16 protein-coding genes are annotated in these 16,936 nt (G+C 67.4%); 8 read left to right on the top strand and 8 right to left on the bottom strand.

All coding sequences use genetic code 11. The features are described from left to right. Window positions 1-163: 163 nt before the first annotated feature. Both HNP48_RS04545 and HNP48_RS04540 read right to left on the bottom strand, forming a co-directional pair. A complete protein-coding gene (locus HNP48_RS04545; protein WP_184855701.1) occupies window positions 164-3,316 on the bottom strand; it encodes an EAL domain-containing protein in 3,153 nt (1,050 codons plus the stop codon). Window positions 3,317-3,470: 154 nt separating this feature from the next. Further along, window positions 3,471-4,970: a short-chain fatty acyl-CoA regulator family protein gene (locus HNP48_RS04540; RefSeq protein WP_184855700.1), complete on the bottom strand. Its 1,500-nt coding sequence runs from the start codon at window positions 4,968-4,970 to the stop codon at window positions 3,471-3,473. A gap of 118 nt (window positions 4,971-5,088) precedes the next feature. Between HNP48_RS04540 and HNP48_RS04535 the strand changes: the two genes are divergently transcribed. The 7 genes from HNP48_RS04535 to HNP48_RS04505 all read left to right on the top strand — a co-directional run bounded on the left by HNP48_RS04535 (window position 5,089) and on the right by HNP48_RS04505 (window position 12,694). Then, window positions 5,089-5,487, top strand: a complete 399-nt coding sequence (locus tag HNP48_RS04535) for an acyl-CoA thioesterase (protein ID WP_184855699.1) — start codon at window positions 5,089-5,091, stop codon at window positions 5,485-5,487. Next, window positions 5,484-6,644: a 2-methylcitrate synthase gene (gene prpC, locus HNP48_RS04530; RefSeq protein ID WP_184855698.1), complete on the top strand. Its 1,161-nt coding sequence runs from the start codon at window positions 5,484-5,486 to the stop codon at window positions 6,642-6,644. The genes HNP48_RS04535 and prpC overlap by 4 nt, the downstream gene beginning before the upstream one ends. Window positions 6,645-6,729: 85 nt before the next feature. After that, window positions 6,730-9,366 (top strand): Fe/S-dependent 2-methylisocitrate dehydratase AcnD, encoded by a 2,637-nt coding sequence (gene acnD / locus HNP48_RS04525; protein ID WP_184855697.1) that lies wholly within the window; start codon window positions 6,730-6,732, stop codon window positions 9,364-9,366. A gap of 12 nt (window positions 9,367-9,378) precedes the next feature. Next, window positions 9,379-10,578: a 2-methylaconitate cis-trans isomerase PrpF gene (gene prpF / locus HNP48_RS04520; protein ID WP_184855696.1), complete on the top strand. Its 1,200-nt coding sequence runs from the start codon at window positions 9,379-9,381 to the stop codon at window positions 10,576-10,578. A gap of 20 nt (window positions 10,579-10,598) precedes the next feature. Continuing rightward, the gene (locus tag HNP48_RS04515) at window positions 10,599-11,462 is read left to right on the top strand and encodes an oxaloacetate decarboxylase (protein ID WP_184855695.1); all 864 of its coding nucleotides are present in this window, start codon (window positions 10,599-10,601) and stop codon (window positions 11,460-11,462) included. A gap of 159 nt (window positions 11,463-11,621) precedes the next feature. Continuing rightward, window positions 11,622-12,233: a TetR/AcrR family transcriptional regulator gene (locus HNP48_RS04510; RefSeq protein WP_184855694.1), complete on the top strand. Its 612-nt coding sequence runs from the start codon at window positions 11,622-11,624 to the stop codon at window positions 12,231-12,233. 59 nt (window positions 12,234-12,292) lie between these two features. Then, window positions 12,293-12,694 carry a DUF4345 domain-containing protein gene (locus tag HNP48_RS04505; protein ID WP_184855693.1) on the top strand — a complete coding sequence of 134 codons (402 nt, stop codon included), beginning with the start codon at window positions 12,293-12,295 and terminating at the stop codon, window positions 12,692-12,694. Window positions 12,695-12,731: 37 nt separating this feature from the next. On the opposite strand, the gene HNP48_RS04500 is transcribed toward HNP48_RS04505, so the two are convergent. The 6 genes from HNP48_RS04500 to HNP48_RS04475 all read right to left on the bottom strand — a co-directional run bounded on the left by HNP48_RS04500 (window position 12,732) and on the right by HNP48_RS04475 (window position 15,783). Next, window positions 12,732-13,073: a hypothetical protein gene (locus HNP48_RS04500; RefSeq protein ID WP_184855692.1), complete on the bottom strand. Its 342-nt coding sequence runs from the start codon at window positions 13,071-13,073 to the stop codon at window positions 12,732-12,734. A gap of 88 nt (window positions 13,074-13,161) precedes the next feature. Further along, the gene (locus tag HNP48_RS04495) at window positions 13,162-13,416 is read right to left on the bottom strand and encodes a hypothetical protein (protein ID WP_184855691.1); all 255 of its coding nucleotides are present in this window, start codon (window positions 13,414-13,416) and stop codon (window positions 13,162-13,164) included. Window positions 13,417-13,440: 24 nt separating this feature from the next. Beyond that, on the bottom strand, window positions 13,441-14,310 hold the full coding sequence (locus HNP48_RS04490; protein WP_184855690.1) for a HEAT repeat domain-containing protein: 870 nt from the start codon (window positions 14,308-14,310) through the stop codon (window positions 13,441-13,443). 30 nt (window positions 14,311-14,340) lie between these two features. Then, window positions 14,341-14,745 carry an SgcJ/EcaC family oxidoreductase gene (locus HNP48_RS04485; protein ID WP_184855689.1) on the bottom strand — a complete coding sequence of 135 codons (405 nt, stop codon included), beginning with the start codon at window positions 14,743-14,745 and terminating at the stop codon, window positions 14,341-14,343. 29 nt (window positions 14,746-14,774) lie between these two features. After that, the gene (locus tag HNP48_RS04480; protein WP_184855688.1) at window positions 14,775-15,278 is read right to left on the bottom strand and encodes a GNAT family N-acetyltransferase; all 504 of its coding nucleotides are present in this window, start codon (window positions 15,276-15,278) and stop codon (window positions 14,775-14,777) included. A 25-nt stretch (window positions 15,279-15,303) separates the two neighbouring features. After that, a complete protein-coding gene (locus HNP48_RS04475; RefSeq protein ID WP_184855687.1) occupies window positions 15,304-15,783 on the bottom strand; it encodes a helix-turn-helix domain-containing protein in 480 nt (159 codons plus the stop codon). Window positions 15,784-15,871: 88 nt separating this feature from the next. Here HNP48_RS04475 and HNP48_RS04470 point away from each other — a divergent pair, with 88 nt between their 5' ends. Beyond that, window positions 15,872-16,726, top strand: coding sequence for an SDR family oxidoreductase (locus HNP48_RS04470; protein ID WP_184855686.1), 855 nt, complete (start codon window positions 15,872-15,874; stop codon window positions 16,724-16,726). Window positions 16,727-16,936: the final 210 nt, after the last annotated feature.

Below are 16,936 nucleotides of genomic sequence, written 5' to 3'. Positions count from 1 at the left end.
CACGGCAGGCCCTGCCAGACAATACCCGCACATCCACCGGCAATATTTAACAAATACCGCCCTTGCCGCCGGCCTTTCAAGGCCCGGCAGCTATCAATTTTGCATGCATTTGGCGCGGCGAGCGGGCCGGGCGCGCACCGGCTCACGCCTGGGGCAGCCCGATTCAGTGGACCAGGGCGTTGTGCCGGCGCACCAGCTCCTCGAACTCATGCACCTGCAGGGGCGGGCTCAGCAGATAGCCCTGCCAGGCATGGCAGTTGTTGCGCGCCAGGAACTCGCGCTGGGCCTCGGTTTCCACGCCCTCGGCGATCACGCGCAGGCCCAGGCTGGTGCCCAGGGCCACCACGGTGCGGGCGATGGCCGCGTCGTTGGGGTCGGTGAGCACGTCGCGCACAAAGCTCTGGTCGATCTTGAGCTGGTCCAGCGGCAGGCGCTTGAGGTAGGACAGCGAGGAGTAGCCGGTACCGAAGTCGTCGAGCGAGAAACCCACGCCATAGGCCTTGAGCTGGCCCATCTTGGCAATGGTGTCCTCTACGTCGGAGAGCAGCAGGCCCTCGGTCATCTCCAGCTTGAGGCGGCTGCCATCGGCGCCCGAGCCTGCCAGCGCGGCCAGCACCTGGGCCACGAAGCCGCTCTGGTGGAACTGCCGCGGGCTCACGTTCACCGCCAGGCCCAGGCCGGCCAGGGCGGGCTGCTGGGCCCAGCGCGCCAGGCGCTGGCAGGCGACCTGCAGCACCCATTCGCCCAGCGGCAGGATCAGGCCGTTCTCCTCGGCGAGCGGAATGAACTGCGCCGGCGAGACAAAGCCATCGCGCGGGTGGCGCCAGCGCAGCAGGGCCTCGGCGCCGATGATGCGGCCCTGGTCGATCTGCGCCTGGTAGTACAGCTCGAACTGGCCCTGGGCCAGGCCCACGCGCATGTCCAGCTCCATGGCAGCGCGCGCGCTCACCGCCGCCTGCATCTGGGGGTCGTAGAAGCGCAGCGTGTCGCGGCCCGCCGACTTGGCCTGGTACATGGCCAGATCGGCGCGGCGCAGCAGTTCGTCCACCGTCTCGCGCACGCCGCTGAACAGCGTGACACCCATGCTCAGCGAGCTGTGGTGCGCCTCGGGGCCAAGCGCATAGGGCTCGCGCAGCACGGCCAGGATGCGCTGGCCGGCTTCCTCGCAGCGCGCGGCCGCCTCCTCGGGCGTGGAGCCCAGGTCTTCGAGCAGCACCACGAACTCGTCGCCGCCCTGGCGCGCCACGGTGTCGTCCTCGTGCACGCAGGCGCGCAGGCGGTTGGCCACCTGCATCAGCAGCGTGTCGCCCTTGTCATGGCCCTGGGTCTCGTTCAGGGTCTTGAAGTTATCGAGGTCCAGCAGCAGCAGTGCACCATGGCTCTGGTGGCGCGCACTGGTGGCCAGCGCCTGCTGCAGCCGGTCGATCAGCAGGCGGCGGTTGGGCAGCTGGGTCAGCGGGTCGTAGTAGGCCAGGTTCTTGATCTCATCCTCGGCCGCCTTGCGCTGGCTCAGGTCCTGCAGCGTGACCAGGTGGTCGTCGCCGATGCGCACCCCCGAGACCTCCACCGGGCGCACCACGCCGTCGCGGCACAGGAAGTGGTACTCGGCCGCGGCGATGATGCCGTTGCTGTCGTCGGCGCGCTGGCGCTCCTCGTTCCAGGCACGGCGCATCACCTCGCGCTCCTCGGGATCGGGGTAGCTCCTCTCCCACCACACGTCCACGTTGGGCACCTCCTGGGCCGTGTAGCCGCAGATCTGCAGAAAGCGCTCGTTGCGGAACGAGATGGTGCCGTCTTTCTGCACCAGGCACAGGCCCATGGGCAGGCGCTGCAGGATGCCGCGCAGATGGGCCTCGTTGCCGCGCAAGGTGTTCTCCATGCGCTTGCGCTCACTGATGTCCTGCACCACGGCCATGTGGAAATCGGGCGAGGTGCCCGGCATCCACATGGGCGAGACCGTCAGGTCCACCCAGACCTCGGAGCCGTTCTTGTGGAAGTAGCGCTTTTCCATGCGGTATTCGCTGATCTCGCCGGACTTGAGGCGCTCCATCTGGGCCAGGTCAAGGGCCAGGTCCTCGGGCTGGCTCACGCCCTGGAAGTCGAGCTCGCGCAGCTCCTGCATCGAGTAGCCCAGGATGTCGCAGTACTTCTGGTTGATGCGCACGAAGCGCCCGCTGCGGGTGTCGATCTGTGCGACCCCCACGGCGGCCTGGTTGAACAGCGCGCGAAAGCGGTCCTCGCTCTCGCGCCGGGCCTCGTCGGACACCTGGGCGCGCGCCAGGGCCTGCGTGCGCTGGCGCGCCAGCAGCGTGACCAGGGCCGCCAACAGCAGCGACACCAGGGCCCCCGAGCCCCCCGCCGCCCAGGGCAGGCTGCGCTCGGACAGCGACAGCAGGGACTGCGTGGGCCTGAAGCTCAGGCGCCAGCGCCGGTCGTGCACCAGGATGTCGCGCTCGAACGGCACGGCGTCCGGCACGGCTTCGGCGGTGGGCGGCAGCAGCACGCGCACCGTGGTGTCGGTGGCGCCGGCACGGGTGGACCCCTGGTCGGTGATGGAGACCGCGATGCCATTGAGCAGGCCCTCGCCCCGCATGAAGCGCACCAGGTCGTAGACGCGGATGGTGGCAGCCACGGCCCCGACGAACACCTGGGGTTTGAGGTCCGTGACCCCGGAACGGTCAAACACCGGCACCCGGATCACGAAGGCCGCGCGGTGCGTCTGCTCCTGCACCAGATCGAACGGGGCCGATGCCACCGTGTGCCCGCTGTCGCGGCTGTACTGCATGGCCGCGAGGTTGGTGGGCTGGGCACTGATATCGAGGCCCAGCACGGCCTCGTTGCCCTTCATGGGCCACAGGTACTCGGCCACGAAGTACTCGGGGCGATCGCCAGGCGGGCGGATCACGAAGTCGGGGTAACCGGCCGGATTGATCGAGGTATCGGCCCGCACGCGGGCTTCGTAGTCGGCCTTCTCTTCCAGCGTCACCCGGCGTGTGAACGACAGGTTGCGCACACCGGGGTAGCGCTCGGAGATGTCGAGTTCACTGGCCACCCGATCGAACTCGGCCCGCGTGAGCCCCGGGTTGGCCGAAAACAGCCCGCGCAGGCCATGCACGATTTCCGTGTGCGTGGCAATGCGCTGGACCAGCGCATCGGTGAACAGCCGTGTCTCCTGCGTCAGGCGCGCCTTGGCCACCGCATCGATCGCGTCGGCCTGTTGCCGCGCCAGGCCAAAGCTCAGCAGCAGGCCGGCCGCGGCCACGCCCAGGCCGGGCAACCAATGCCGATAGAAGCCGTTGAGGGGTAGCGAAGCCATTCAGGAACAGGGAGTCAGCGAAAGCCAGACAGGGTTGCACACGGCGTGCCAGGGCACTGCCGCAACAGCCCATGAGGATAGCGGGATTCGGACCCTCCATCCGGCATGCAAGGGCCCACATCTTGTAACAGCGTCGCTGTTTTTGCCGTACCGTTTATGCAACACCGGGGTGCGGGTTTGCCAGCCCCCCCGGCGATCCCCCCACCGCCACGGGATAGGGTGCGAACCGGCTGCGATTCTCATCCACGTCCAGCACCCGGCCCATGGGCGGAAACGCCCTTTGCGGGCAGGCGTCGCGCTCGCAGACCTTGCAGCCCATGCCGATGGGCACGGCCGCCTCGGGGTCGGCCAGGTTCAGGCCGCGCGAGTACACAAGCTGCGCTGCGTGGCGCAGGTCGCAGCCCAGCGCCACCGAGAACTCCTTGCCGGGCGCCCCCCAGCCCCCAGCCCCACCACCGTGCGAGACGGTGCGCGCCACCCAGAGGTAGGCCCGCCCGTCGGGCATGCGCGCCAACTGCGGCACGATGCGCCCGGGCTGGGCGAAGGCCTCGTACACATTCCACAGCGGGCAGGTGCCGCCGATCTTGCTGAAGTGGAAATGCGTGGCCGACTGGCGCTTGGAGATATTGCCCGCCCGGTCCACACGGATGAAGAAAAAGGGCACGCCGCGCGCACTGGGCCGCTGCAGGGTGGACAGGCGGTGGCACACGGTCTCGAAACCCACACCGAACTGGTGGCCCAGGCGGTCGATGTCGTAGCGCACCGCCTCGGCCGCCTGCAGGAAGGCCGTGTACGGCAGCAGCAAGGCCCCCGCGAAGTAGTTGGCCAGGCCGATGCGCGCGAGCGCCCGCGCCTGCTCGCCCGACAGCCCGGCCCCGTCGGCCAGGCGGTGCAGTTCGTGCCCCATCTCCAGAAAGGCCAGTTGCGTCGCCATCTGGAAAGCGCGCTGCCCGGCTTCGAGCCCCAGGGCCAGCTGCAGGACCTTGCTGGCAGGGTCGTAGCAACGCTGCGCCCCGCCCGGCAATTCAGGGGCGGTCACCACATGCACGCCATGGGCCACCTGCAGGCGGCGCACCAGCCCCTCATCGGCGCGGCCGGGCTGCAGGCCCCACTCGGCCGCCAGCCGCTCGGCCGCATCGTCGAGCTCGGCGAAGTAGTTGTGGCGGGCAAAGAAGAAATCGCGCACTTCCTCGTAGGCCATGGGCTGGTGGCTGGCACTGGCCAGCACACCGCTGCGGCCGTCGCCCAGTTGGGCACCCAGGGCATCGAGCCGCTCCAGCGCTTGGCGGTGGCGCTGGTGCAGGGCCAGCAGGGTGCGCGCCACGGCGGGCATGCCCGAGGCCAGTTCGCGGATCTCGGCCAGCGACACCGCCTGCTCCGGACCGACCCCACCCGGCCCGGACTGCATATCGGCCAGCACCTCGCGCAGGGCCGTGATCAGGCGCGCCTCGTCGTCGTCGGAGAAGCGCTGCACATCCACCCCGAAGACGGCGTTGATCTTGAGCAGCACCGGCACGGTGAGCGGGCGCTGGTTCTGCTCGATCTGGTTGAGGTAGCTGGCCGACAGGTCGAGCGCGCGCGCCAGCGCCACCTGGGTCATGCCGCGCTCCTCGCGCAGGCGGCGCAGGCGCACGCCCATGAAGGTCTTCTTCATGGCGCCAGCCTCTTCGCGCGATGCATTCGCAATATTTGCAAACCATCCCCCTTCACTTCGCAATTCTTCACCATTTCAGCCCTTTTTCCAGGGCCGTATTTTGCGTAGATTGCGAAGCATGACAACCCCCCACGGCACCCTCGAGCTCACGGAAATCGTCTTTCCCGAGCACGCCAACCACTACGGCACCCTGTTCGGTGGCAACGCCCTGCTGCTCATGTCCAAAGCGGCCTTTCTCGCGGCCCGCAGCGCGGCAGGCAACAACGTGGTGATGGCCGGCGTGAGCGACGTGCGCTTTCTGGCACCCGTGGGCGTGGGCCATGTGCTCACGCTGCGCGCCTGGGTGTCGCGGCTCGGGCGCAGCTCGCTCACCGTGTGCGTGACGGGCCTGGCGCAGGCACTGGGCGCACCGCGCGAAGAGGCGCTCAAGGGGATTTTCGAGATGGTGGCGGTCGATGCCCAGGGGCGCCCGACTGCCATCGCCCATTCCTATGTGACCCAGCAGGAGACCCCATGACCATGGAAACCACCACCCCCACGGGCTTCAGGCCCAAGAAATCCGTTGCCCTGTCGGGCGTGACCGCCGGCAACACCGCCTTGTGCACCGTGGGCCGCACGGGCAACGACCTGCACTACCGCGGCTACGACATCCTGGACATTGCCGAAGTCTGCGAGTTCGAAGAGATCGCGCACCTGCTGGTGCACGGCAAACTGCCTTCCAAGGCCGAGCTCAAGGCCTACAAAGCCAAGCTGCGCGCCCTGCGCGGCCTGCCGGCCAGTGTGAAGGAGGCGCTGGAGCACCTGCCCGCGGGTGCCCACCCCATGGACGTGATGCGCACCGGCGTGTCGGCCCTGGGCTGCGTCCTGCCCGAGAAGGACGACCACAACCTGCCCGGCGCGCGCGACATTGCCGACCGGCTGATGGCATCGCTGGGCTCCATGCTGCTGTACTGGTACCACTGGAGCACGCAGGGCAAGCGCATCGCGCTGGAGACCGATGATGACTCCATCGGCGGCCACTTCCTGCACCTGCTGCATGGCGAGAAGCCCAGCGCCCAGTGGGTGCGTGCCATGCACACCTCGCTCAACCTGTATGCCGAGCACGAGTTCAATGCCTCCACCTTCACGGCGCGCGTGATCGCCGGTACGGGCAGCGACATGTATTCCAGCATCGCCGGCGCCATCGGCGCCCTGCGCGGCCCCAAGCATGGCGGCGCCAACGAGGTCGCCTTCGAGGTCCAGAAGCGCTACGACAACCCCGACGAAGCCGAGGCCGATATCCGCCGCCGCGTCGAGGCCAAGGAGGTCGTGATCGGCTTCGGCCACCCGGTCTATACCGTGAGCGACCCGCGCAATGTTGTCATCAAGGACGTGGCCAAGCGCCTGTCCGATGAGGCCGGCTCCACCAAGATGTACGACATTGCCGAACGGCTGGAGTCGGTGATGTGGGAGGTGAAAAAGATGTTCCCCAACCTCGACTGGTTCAGCGCCGTGAGCTACCACATGATGGGCGTGCCCACCGCCATGTTCACCCCGCTGTTCGTCATCGCCCGCACCAGCGGCTGGGCGGCCCACGTGGTCGAGCAGCGTGTGGACAACAAGATCATCCGCCCCAGCGCCCACTACACCGGCCCGGAAGACCTGAAGTTCGTGCCGATCGACGCACGCAGCTGATACTCCGTTGTCTCCCCGGCGCGGCAGGGTCCGCGCCGCACCGCCGCCCGGCGCGGCAGGACCCGCGCCGCTCCTCTCTCGCCCCATGAACAACACGAATTACAGAAAACCCCTGCCCGGCAGCGCGCTGGATTACTTCGACGCGCAGGCCGCCGTCGAGGCCCTGCGCCCCGGCGCCTGGCACCGCCTCTCGTACACGGCCCGCGTGCATGCCGAGAACCTGGTGCGCCGCTGCGACCCGGCCATCCTGGATGCATGCCTGCTGCAGATCATCGACAACCGGCGCGACCGCGACTTTCCCTGGTACCCCGTGCGTGTGGTCTGCCACGACATCCTGGGCCAGACGGCCCTGGTGGACCTGGCCGGCCTGCGCGATGCGATCGCCAAGGAAGGCGGTGACCCCGCCCGGGTGAACCCCGTGGTGCCCGTGCAGCTCATCGTGGACCACTCGCTGGCCGTGGAATGCGGCGGCTTCGACCCCGAGGCCTTCGCCAAGAACCGCGCCATCGAGGACCGGCGCAACGAAGACCGTTTCCACTTCATCGAGTGGACGAAGAAGGCCTTTGCCAATGTGGACGTGATCCCTGCGGGCAACGGCATCATGCACCAGATCAACCTGGAGAAGATGTCGCCCGTGGTCTATGTGCAGGATGGCGTGGCTTTTCCCGACACCTGCGTGGGCACCGACAGCCACACGCCGCACGTGGATGCACTGGGCGTGATCGCCATCGGCGTGGGCGGGCTGGAGGCCGAGAACGTGATGCTGGGCCGCGCCTCGTGGATGCGCCTGCCCGACATTGTGGGCGTGCAGCTCACGGGCCGGCGCCAGCCGGGCATCACCGCTACCGATGTCGTGCTCGCGCTCACCGAGTTCCTGCGCAATGAGAAGGTGGTGGGCGCGTACCTGGAGTTCTTTGGCGACGGCGCGCGCAGCCTCACCATCGGCGACCGGGCGACCATTGCCAACATGTGCCCGGAATACGGCGCCACGGCGGCGCTGTTCCACATCGACGAGCAGACACTGGACTACCTGCGCCTGACTGGCCGCGAGGCGGGCCAGGTGGCCTTGGTGGAGAACTACGCCAAGACGGCAGGCTTCTGGGCCGATTCGCTGGAGGGCGCGGTGTACGAACGGGTGCTCACGTTTGACCTGTCCACGGTGGTGCGCAACATGGCCGGCCCCTCCAACCCGCACCGGCGCCTGCCCACCTCCGCGCTGGCAAGCCGCGGCATCGCCAGCGCCGCCGGCCTTGAACAGGCACGCGCCGAAGAAGCCCAGGGCCTGCTGCCCGATGGCGCGGTCATCATTGCCGCCATCACCAGTTGCACCAACACCTCCAACCCGCGCAACGTGATCGCCGCCGCGCTGCTGGCACGCAACGCCAACCGCCTGGGCCTGGTGCGCAAGCCCTGGGTCAAGTCCTCGCTGGCCCCGGGCTCCAAGGCGGTGGAGCTGTACCTGCAGGAAAGCGGGCTGCTCACCGACCTCGAACAGCTCGGCTTCGGCATCGTCGCCTTTGCCTGCACCACCTGCAACGGCATGTCGGGCGCGCTGGACCCGGTGATCCAGCAGGAGATCATCGACCGCGACCTGTACGCCACGGCCGTGCTGTCGGGCAACCGCAATTTCGACGGGCGCATCCACCCCTATGCCAAGCAGGCCTTCCTGGCCTCGCCGCCGCTGGTCGTGGCCTATGCGATCGCCGGCACCATCCGCTTCGACATCGAGAACGATGTGCTGGCGGTGGTGGACGGACGGGAGATCCGCCTTGCGGACATCTGGCCCAGCGACGAAGAGATCGACGCGGTCGTCCGAGCGGCCGTGAAGCCCGCACAGTACCGTGCCGTGTACGAGCCCATGTTCGCGATCCGCGTGGACGATGGCGAGGCCGTCACACCCCAGTACGACTGGCGCGCACCGTCCACCTACATCCGCCGCCCGCCCTACTGGGACACCGAGGGTGTGGGCGCACTGGCGGCCAACCCGCGCACGCTCACCGGCATGCGCCCCCTGGCACTGCTGCCGGACAACATCACCACCGACCACCTCTCCCCTTCCAACGCCATCCTGATGGACAGCGCTGCGGGCGAGTACCTGCACCGCATGGGCCTGCCCGAGGAAGACTTCAACAGCTATGCCACGCACCGCGGCGACCACCTCACCGCCATGCGTGCCACCTTCGCCAACCCCACGCTCAGGAACGAGATGGTGCGCCAGGACGATGGCAGCGTGCGCGCGGGCTCGCTGGCCCGGGTGGAGCCCGAAAGCCAGGTCATGCGCATGTGGGAGGCCATCGAAACCTACCTGGACCGCCGCCAGCCGCTGATCATCATCGCCGGCGCCGACTATGGCCAGGGCTCGTCGCGCGACTGGGCCGCCAAAGGCGTGCGCCTGGCCGGCGTGGAGACGGTGGTGGCCGAGGGCTTCGAGCGCATCCACCGCACCAACCTGATCGGCATGGGCGTGCTGCCGCTGGAGTTCCAGAGCGGCACCACCCGCATCACCCTGGGCCTGGATGGCACGGAGACCTACGATGTGGTGGGCGAACGCACGCCGCGCGCCACGCTGACCCTGGTGGTGCGCCGCCGCGACGGCAGCGTGCAGCAGGTGCCGGTCACCTGCCGCCTGGACACGGCAGAGGAGGTCTCTGTCTACGAAGCGGGCGGTGTTTTGCAGCGCTTTGCCCAGGATTTTCTGGCCGAAAGTGCGCAAGCCGCCTGAGGACAATACGCCATGGCATTCCAACCCCAGATCAGGATACCCGCCACCTACCTGCGCGGAGGTACCAGCAAGGGCGTATTCTTTCGCCTGCAGGACCTGCCGCTTGCAGCCCAGCAGCCCGGCGCCGCACGCGATGCGCTGCTGCTGCGCGTGATCGGCAGCCCGGACCCGTATGGCAAGCAGATCGATGGCATGGGCGGGGCGACTTCGTCCACGTCCAAGGCGGTGATCCTTTCGCCGTCGGCCCGGCCCGGCCACGACGTGGATTACCTGTTCGGCCAGGTGTCCATCGATAGCGCCTTCGTCGACTGGTCGGGCAACTGCGGCAACCTGTCCGCGGCGGTCGGCCCTTTTGCGATCGCCAACGGCCTGCTGCCTGCCGAACGCGTTCCCGCCAACGGCATCTGCACGGTGCGCATCTGGCAGGCCAATATCGGCAAGACCATCGTGGCGCATGTGCCCATCACGGGCGGCCAGGTGCAGGAAACCGGTGAGTTCGAGCTCGATGGGGTGACCTTTCCGGCCGCCGAGGTGGCGCTGGAGTTCCTCGACCCTGCCGACGAGGGCGATGGTGACGGTGGAGGTTCCATGTTCCCCACCGGCCAGGTGGTCGATGACCTGGAGGTGCCCGGCGTGGGAACGCTGCGCGCCACGCTGATCAACGCGGGCATACCAACCATCTTCGTCAACGCCGCCGACATCGGCTACACCGGAACCGAACTGCAGGACGCGATCAACGGCGACGCGCAGGCACTGGCACGCTTCGAAACGATACGCGCCCACGGCGCCGTCCGGATGGGACTGATCCAGGACATTGCCGAAGCCGCGAAGCGCCAACACACCCCCAAGGTGGCCTTTGTCGCGCCGCCGGCCAGCTACACCGCGTCGAGCGGCAAGGCCGTGCAGGCCGCTGAGGTGGACTTGCTGGTGCGCGCGCTCTCCATGGGCAAGCTGCACCACGCCATGATGGGTACGGCGGCCGTAGCCATCGGTACGGCCGCGGCCATTCCCGGCACGCTGGTCAATCTGGCAGCGGGTGGCGGCGAGCGCCAGGCTGTGCGCTTCGGCCACCCCTCGGGCACGCTGCGCGTAGGGGCCGAGGCTGCACTGCGCGGCGGCCAGTGGCAGGTCACCAAGGCCCTGATGAGCCGCAGCGCCCGCATCCTGATGGAGGGCTGGGTCCGCGTACCCGGCGACTCCTTCCCCAAATGAACACAGGAAACAACGAATCCATGTCTACCCGCAAAACCCTCAAAGCCCTGGCCGAAGCCCGCCGTGGCGTGCTCGTGCCCGGCGCTTTCAACGCCCTGTCCGCCAAGGTCATCGAAGACCTGGGCTTCGAAGCGATCTACGTCACCGGCGCCGGCGTCACCAACATGTGGTTCGGCCTGCCCGACCAGGCCTTCATGGGCCTCGCCGACATCGCCGACCACACGGCACGCATCCGCGATGCGGTGGAGTTGCCGCTGATCGTGGACGCCGACACCGGCTTCGGCAACGCACTCAACACCTACCATGCGGTGCGCACACTGGAGCGCGCCGGGGCCGACTGCATCCAGCTCGAAGACCAGGTCAGCCCCAAGCGCTGCGGGCACTTCAACGGCAAGGAGGTCATCAGCACCGAGGAGATGCTGGGCAAGATCAAGGCGGCCGTGGACGCCCGCCGCGATCCCGACACCCTCATCCTGGCGCGCACCGATGCCTGCGCCACCCAGGGCTTCGAGGCGGCGGTGGAGCGCGCCCAGCGCTTCGGTGAAGCCGGTGCAGACATCCTGTTCGTGGAGGCCGTGACTACGGCCGAAGAGATACGCGCCCTGCCCCGCCGCCTGGCCGACCGGCCCCAACTCATGAACATGGTGATCGGGGGCAAGACACCGATCTTCAGCGCCGACGAACTGGCCGGCCTGGGCTACGGCATCGTGCTCTACGCCAACGCCGCGCTGCAGGGCGCGGTGGCAGGCATGCAGAAGGCGCTGACGGTGCTGCGCGAGACGCAGCGCATCGACGAGGACCCCACCCTGGTGGCGCCGTTCGCGGAGCGGCAGCGGTTGGTGCGCAAGCACGAGTGGGATGCGCTGGAGCAGAAGTACCGGTGACGGTAGTGCGCGGCCCCTGGCCGCCCCAGCATGCCCGGAATGCCCCGCCGCAGCCACCTCTCAAGGGCGCCACAGCGGGGCATCTGATTTTCAACCCATAATTGACTGACGGTCAGTCAAACTACAAGCCATCCACCCCAGGCACCGCTCTACCGCAGCATGCGCTCCACAGCCACCGGCCAACCCCGTACCAAGCCCGCCGAAATCCGCCGCGAGGAGCTGATGGATGCGGCGCAGGCCCTGTTTCTGGGCAAGGGCTTCACCGAGACCAGCGTGGACGAAATCGTCAAGGGCGCCGGGGTCGCCAAGGGCACCTACTACGTTTATTTCAAGACCAAGGACGATGTGCTCGCAGCCCTGCGAGAGCGCTTTGTCGCCCGCTTTCTGGAGCGCTTGCAGACCGCCGCGGACGGGCACCCGCCCTCGGACTGGATCGCCCGCTTCGACCGCTGGATCGACGCGGCAGTGAATACCTACCTGGACGAGCGCGCCCTGCACGATCTGGTCTTCCACCAGATGCGTCCCACTCACGACCGGCTGCACCAGGCCAACCCCGTGGTCCGCGATCTAGAGGGGCTGATCGCCCAGGGCGCGCAGGCCGGTGCCTGGACCGCTGACAACGCCCACCTCGTGGCGGTCATGGTGTTCAGCGCCGTGCATGGCGCCATCGACGATGCCGGCGAATCCCCGGGTCCGTCGGACCGCAAGCGCCTCGTCCACGCCGTGCAGTCGTTCTGCCGCATGGGCATCGGGCTGCCGCCCGCGGGCTGAGCACTGGCACCCGCCACTCCACCCATCGATCAACCAACCACCCACCAAGGATGTTCTCCATGCGCGCACTGCAGCTGGCCCTCAGGATTCTGTCCATCGCATTCATCGCCGTCGCGGCCCTGCACCTCACTATGGGCATGCATGCCGACCTGATGCTGGGCGTGCCAATCTCGGCGCAGATGGCCGCCGACCCCTCGCTGGACAGCCAGAACCGCTTCTACGGCGTGAGCTTTTCACTCATGGGCATCGCCCTGTGGATCGGCCTTCAGGACCTGCGCCGCTACGAGCCCATCGTCGTGGCAACCCTGGCTGTGCTGTTCGCCGCCGGCCTGGCCCGCGCCGTGGCGTGGGGGCTGCACGGCGCGCCCGCCCCTGCGCTGATCGGCATCTTGGCGGTGGACCTGCTGCTGCCACCGGTGCTCATCGTCAGGCTGCGGCGCAGTTTGCGGGGCAGCGTCTGAAGCCCAGGCGCACCGACGAACAATGGTCGAGCAGGCATCAGGCCTGCGCGTAAACGTCCATGATCCGTTGCTCTGCAGGCTGCTTTGCAATGTGCAAGAGCACCGTTTGCGCCAAGTTCACCGAATCGTGAAGCGCGCATTGCTTGCAGAAGAAAAAGACATCATCGAGCGTTTCGTTTTCGTGCCAGGACGTCATGACAAAGCGCTCTGGTGGAATGTCCTCGAAACGAAAGGCGCCAAGCAACGCCCAGTCCACGGAGTCATCCCAGCTGCTGCATCCCAGCCCCCAGGCCATCATGTACAGGCACCCCGAGGCTACCAGCCAATCGCTGGTAGCCGCTTGCCATTGCGCAGATCCCTCGGCTTCCACGATCACCACTACGCGGCTTGGCAGAGGGTTCGGCACCTCCGGTAGGGGATCGTCCGGTGCCAAGTGAAGGTACTTTACCGGGATCGGTTTCGCTGCCTCATGCACTACCGATATCCTCCAGCAATCGAAACACTGTCAAATGCGGCGAGTTTCTGAACTGGGGCATGGCATCCGCCAAATGCAGATGGTCATATGCAGCCCCCATTCGGTCCATCTCGTCCGCAGCAGTCAGGAAGAAGGCAGCCATTGCGCGCAACTCATTGGGCGCAGCCTCCAGAGTCACCTCTGCCAATTCAGCGGATGCACTGGTATCCTGCGGCTCGCCTTCGTTCGGGTATCCGTGCAGTTTCATGGGCGCATGCTAAACCACTGCAGCCTATCGGTCGGCCTGTGCATCCGACGGCGAAGCTCGTGAGCAGGCATCTATCGCCGACCGCAGCCGCCCGAACCAATAGCCCTCACGCTCGCTGTCGCGCAGTCCATCCTCCAGGGCACGGAGCGCAGGCAACAGCGCGGGGCTTGCCAACTGCTCTGCCGAATCCAACTGGTACACCCGGCAGTCGGAGCCCAGCTGTGCCAGCAGGTGATCAATCACCCGCAGATCGCGCCGCGCCGCCAAGCCCACCAGCGCTTCGCCCCGAACGTCCTCGTCGTCATCATTGAGGTTGCGCCAGAGCACTTCGCGCACCTGCGGCGTATCGACGGTCTGCTGGGTCCCCAGACCGAAGGTGGCCCAGTCACGCACCTCGGGGTCGGCATCCACGGCCAGGCGCATCAGCGCGTCAATGGCGGCCGGCCCATGGTAGTGGCTGAACGCCACGGCAACATCCCAGCGCGTTCCACTGTCGGCATGCCCCGCCAAGTCCACCAATGTCGCCAAGGCTTCGGGATGCGGCCGGTGACCAAGACCGGAGACTGCCGCGCAAACCACCTCGCCGTGGGGGTCATGCAAGCCCGCCAGCAACAAGGCCTGCGTGGCCTCCATGGCGTAGGCGACCGGACCCAGGGCATCGCCCGCAGGCCGGGGGCGCTGTAGTTGCGACGCCACATACAAACCCAGCGCCCGGCGCCACCAACTGGGGCTGGCACACAGCGAATGCACAAGTGCCAGAAGCGATGGCGAAGCGCTCAGCTGCAACGCAGCAATGGCTTTCCAGCCACGGTCGGTGCCCCAGGCGCGCAGCGCCCGGCGCAACAACTGGCGACGACTTCGGTGCCGGTTCCGGTTGCGGGCAAGCCTTTTCATGGTGTCGAATATCTCCTCGCTCGCCGGCTCTCAGGCAGGGTCCATCTTCTGCACCACCAGCATGTTCGCATCCCGTGCCAGCAGCCAGCGCCCCTGCTCCTTGCGGAACACGCTGAGTACCGGCCCCGTACGCACCGTGGGTGCAGCCCCACCAGGCGGCGTGACTGCCACGGTGAGATGCGCACGGGCAAAGGCCCATTCACCGGCCACCTGCACCTCCAGGATCTCGCTCCTGCCGTCGATCTTCGGCCCGGAGGCACCGGCCTGCGCCTCCGCCGCCGCCCGAAAATTCGCCTTGGACATCGGCGCCCTGCCCGGCGTGAGGAAAACCACGTCGTCGGCCATCAGGTCCATGACGGTCTCGACATCGCCAGCGCTGGTGGCGGACATCCAGGTGGCTACCAGTTGCCGAATCTGATCTTCATCGCTTTGCATGCCTCCTCCTCTGAGGGATCAGGCCTGGCTCAGGCACCCTCGTCGCGCAGCAGTGCCATGGCCAGGCTGTCGTGGTATTGGCCATCCACACGCACCGAGCGGCGGCGGACGCCCTCCGGCTCAAATCCCAAACGCTTGTACAGCGCTTGGGCATTGGCGTTGTCGGCACGCACGCTCAGCTCGATGCGGGTCAGGCCCCGGGCCCAGGCGCCATCGATGGCGGCTCGCATCAGCCGGGCGCCAATGCCCTGCTGCCGCGCAGCGGGCACGAGCCCAATGCCCAGCGTGCCGACATGCGCCCGCGTCTGCCCTACACCAGGCAGGATGTCGCACCACCCTACGACCTCATCGTCCAGCACCGCCACCACCTGGCACAGGTCATTGGCAACGATGTGCTCATAGAAAGCCCGTGAGGACTCCCAGGCCGGCGCCTCGGTGAAGGCCAGATAGCGCTTCTCTCTCGCCACCACGTCGAGCGCGCGCCACAGCCCCTCGAAATGCGCTGGCGCGACAGGTTCAATCGATACACCCATTCCCTACAACCTCCCTGCGGCCAGTCTACAGTGCCGCAGAGAACACCCACCCGGCGCCCATATCGGTGGGCTGGGCCGTTGCGCTCCCGCCTGCGGCATCCGCACGGTGCTTGTCCATGATGCGGTGCAGATTGCCCTCGATCCAGTCCACCAGCCCCTCGACCTGGCGCGCCACCTCGGTACCCATGGGGGTCAGGCTGTACTCGACATGGGGCGGCACCACGGGGTGGGAGATGCGCAGCACGAAACCATCGCTCTCCAGCCACTGCAGGGTCTGGGCCAGCATCTTTTCGCTGACCCCGCCCACCTTGCGGCGCAGGTCGCTGAAGCGGTGCGTACCGGCCAGCAGCGCCACCAGCACCAGCACGCCCCAGCGGCTGGTCACATGCTGCAGCACCGCACGCGAAGGGCAATCGGGGGAGAACAGCTGGCCGCGCTGCAGCCGCTCGGCAATGCCCTCCTGAAGACCGGTGGGGGTGGGAGGGGGCGTGGTGGGATCAGGCATAGGGTACTTACCTTTATGTACGTACTTACGAAAAGTTAGCTTCATCGCTATTCTGCCTTCTCTTTCTTTTTCAACCAAGGTTTTTCACATGATCGCCATCACCGGAGCCACCGGCCAGCTCGGCCGCCTCGTCATCCAGTCCCTGCTCAAGACCGTGCCGGCCGCCCAGATCGTCGCGGCCGTGCGCAGCCCCGAAAAAGCCCAGGACCTCGCCGCCCTGGGCGTGCAGGTGCGCAAGGCCGATTACACCCAGCCCGATACGCTCGATGCGGCCCTCAAGGGCGTGCAGAAACTGCTGCTGATCTCATCGAGCGAAGTGGGCCAGCGCACCGCACAGCACAAGGCGGTGATCAACGCCGCACAACGTGCGCAGGTGCAGTTGCTGGCCTACACCAGCGTGCTGCGCGCCGACAGCTCCCTCCTGGGCCTGGCGGCAGAGCACGTGGAGACCGAGGCGCTGCTGCGCGCCTCCGGCCTGCCTGTGGTGGTGCTGCGCAACGGCTGGTACACCGAGAACTACACGGCCAGCGTGCCCGCCGCCCTCGCCCATGGCGCCGTGCTGGGCGCGGCGAGCCATGGCCGCATCGCCTCGGCCGCACGCGCGGACTATGCAGACGCGGCAGCGGCGGTGCTGGCGACCGAAGGCCAGGCCGGCAAGGTCTATGAGTTGGCGGGTGACAGCGCGTACACGCTGGCCGACCTGGCCGCAGAAATTGCGCGCCAGTCGGGCAAGGCCGTTGTCTACAAAGACCTGCCCGAGGCCGAGTACCAGGCGGCCCTGGTGCAGGTAGGCCTGCCCGCAGGCTTTGCCGCACTGCTGGCCGACTCGGATGCCGCAGCGGCCAAGGGCGCCTTGTTCGACGACGGCCACCAGCTCAGCCAGCTCATTGGCAGGGCCACGACGCCGCTCGCAACGACGGTAGCGGCGGCACTGAAGGGCTGATGAGCGCAAGGGCCGCGAAAGCGGCCCTTTTCACCTGCACTCGGGCAGCACGAATACGCTTTTCGCTGGCCCAAAGACAAAACCCCTCAGTCCGCTAGGAGCTGAGGGGTTTTGAGGGCTGTAAGAGCCTGACGATGACCTACTTTCACACGGGAACCCGCACTATCATCGGCGCAAAGTCGTTTCACTGTCCTGTTCGGGATGGGAAGG

It is taken from the genome of Acidovorax soli (assembly GCF_014207955.1).
Taxonomy (GTDB): Bacteria; Pseudomonadota; Gammaproteobacteria; order Burkholderiales; family Burkholderiaceae_C; genus Acidovorax; species Acidovorax soli_A.
The sequence above is the reverse complement of the archived record's forward strand: the minus strand, read 5'-3'. Positions and strand labels throughout refer to the sequence as shown.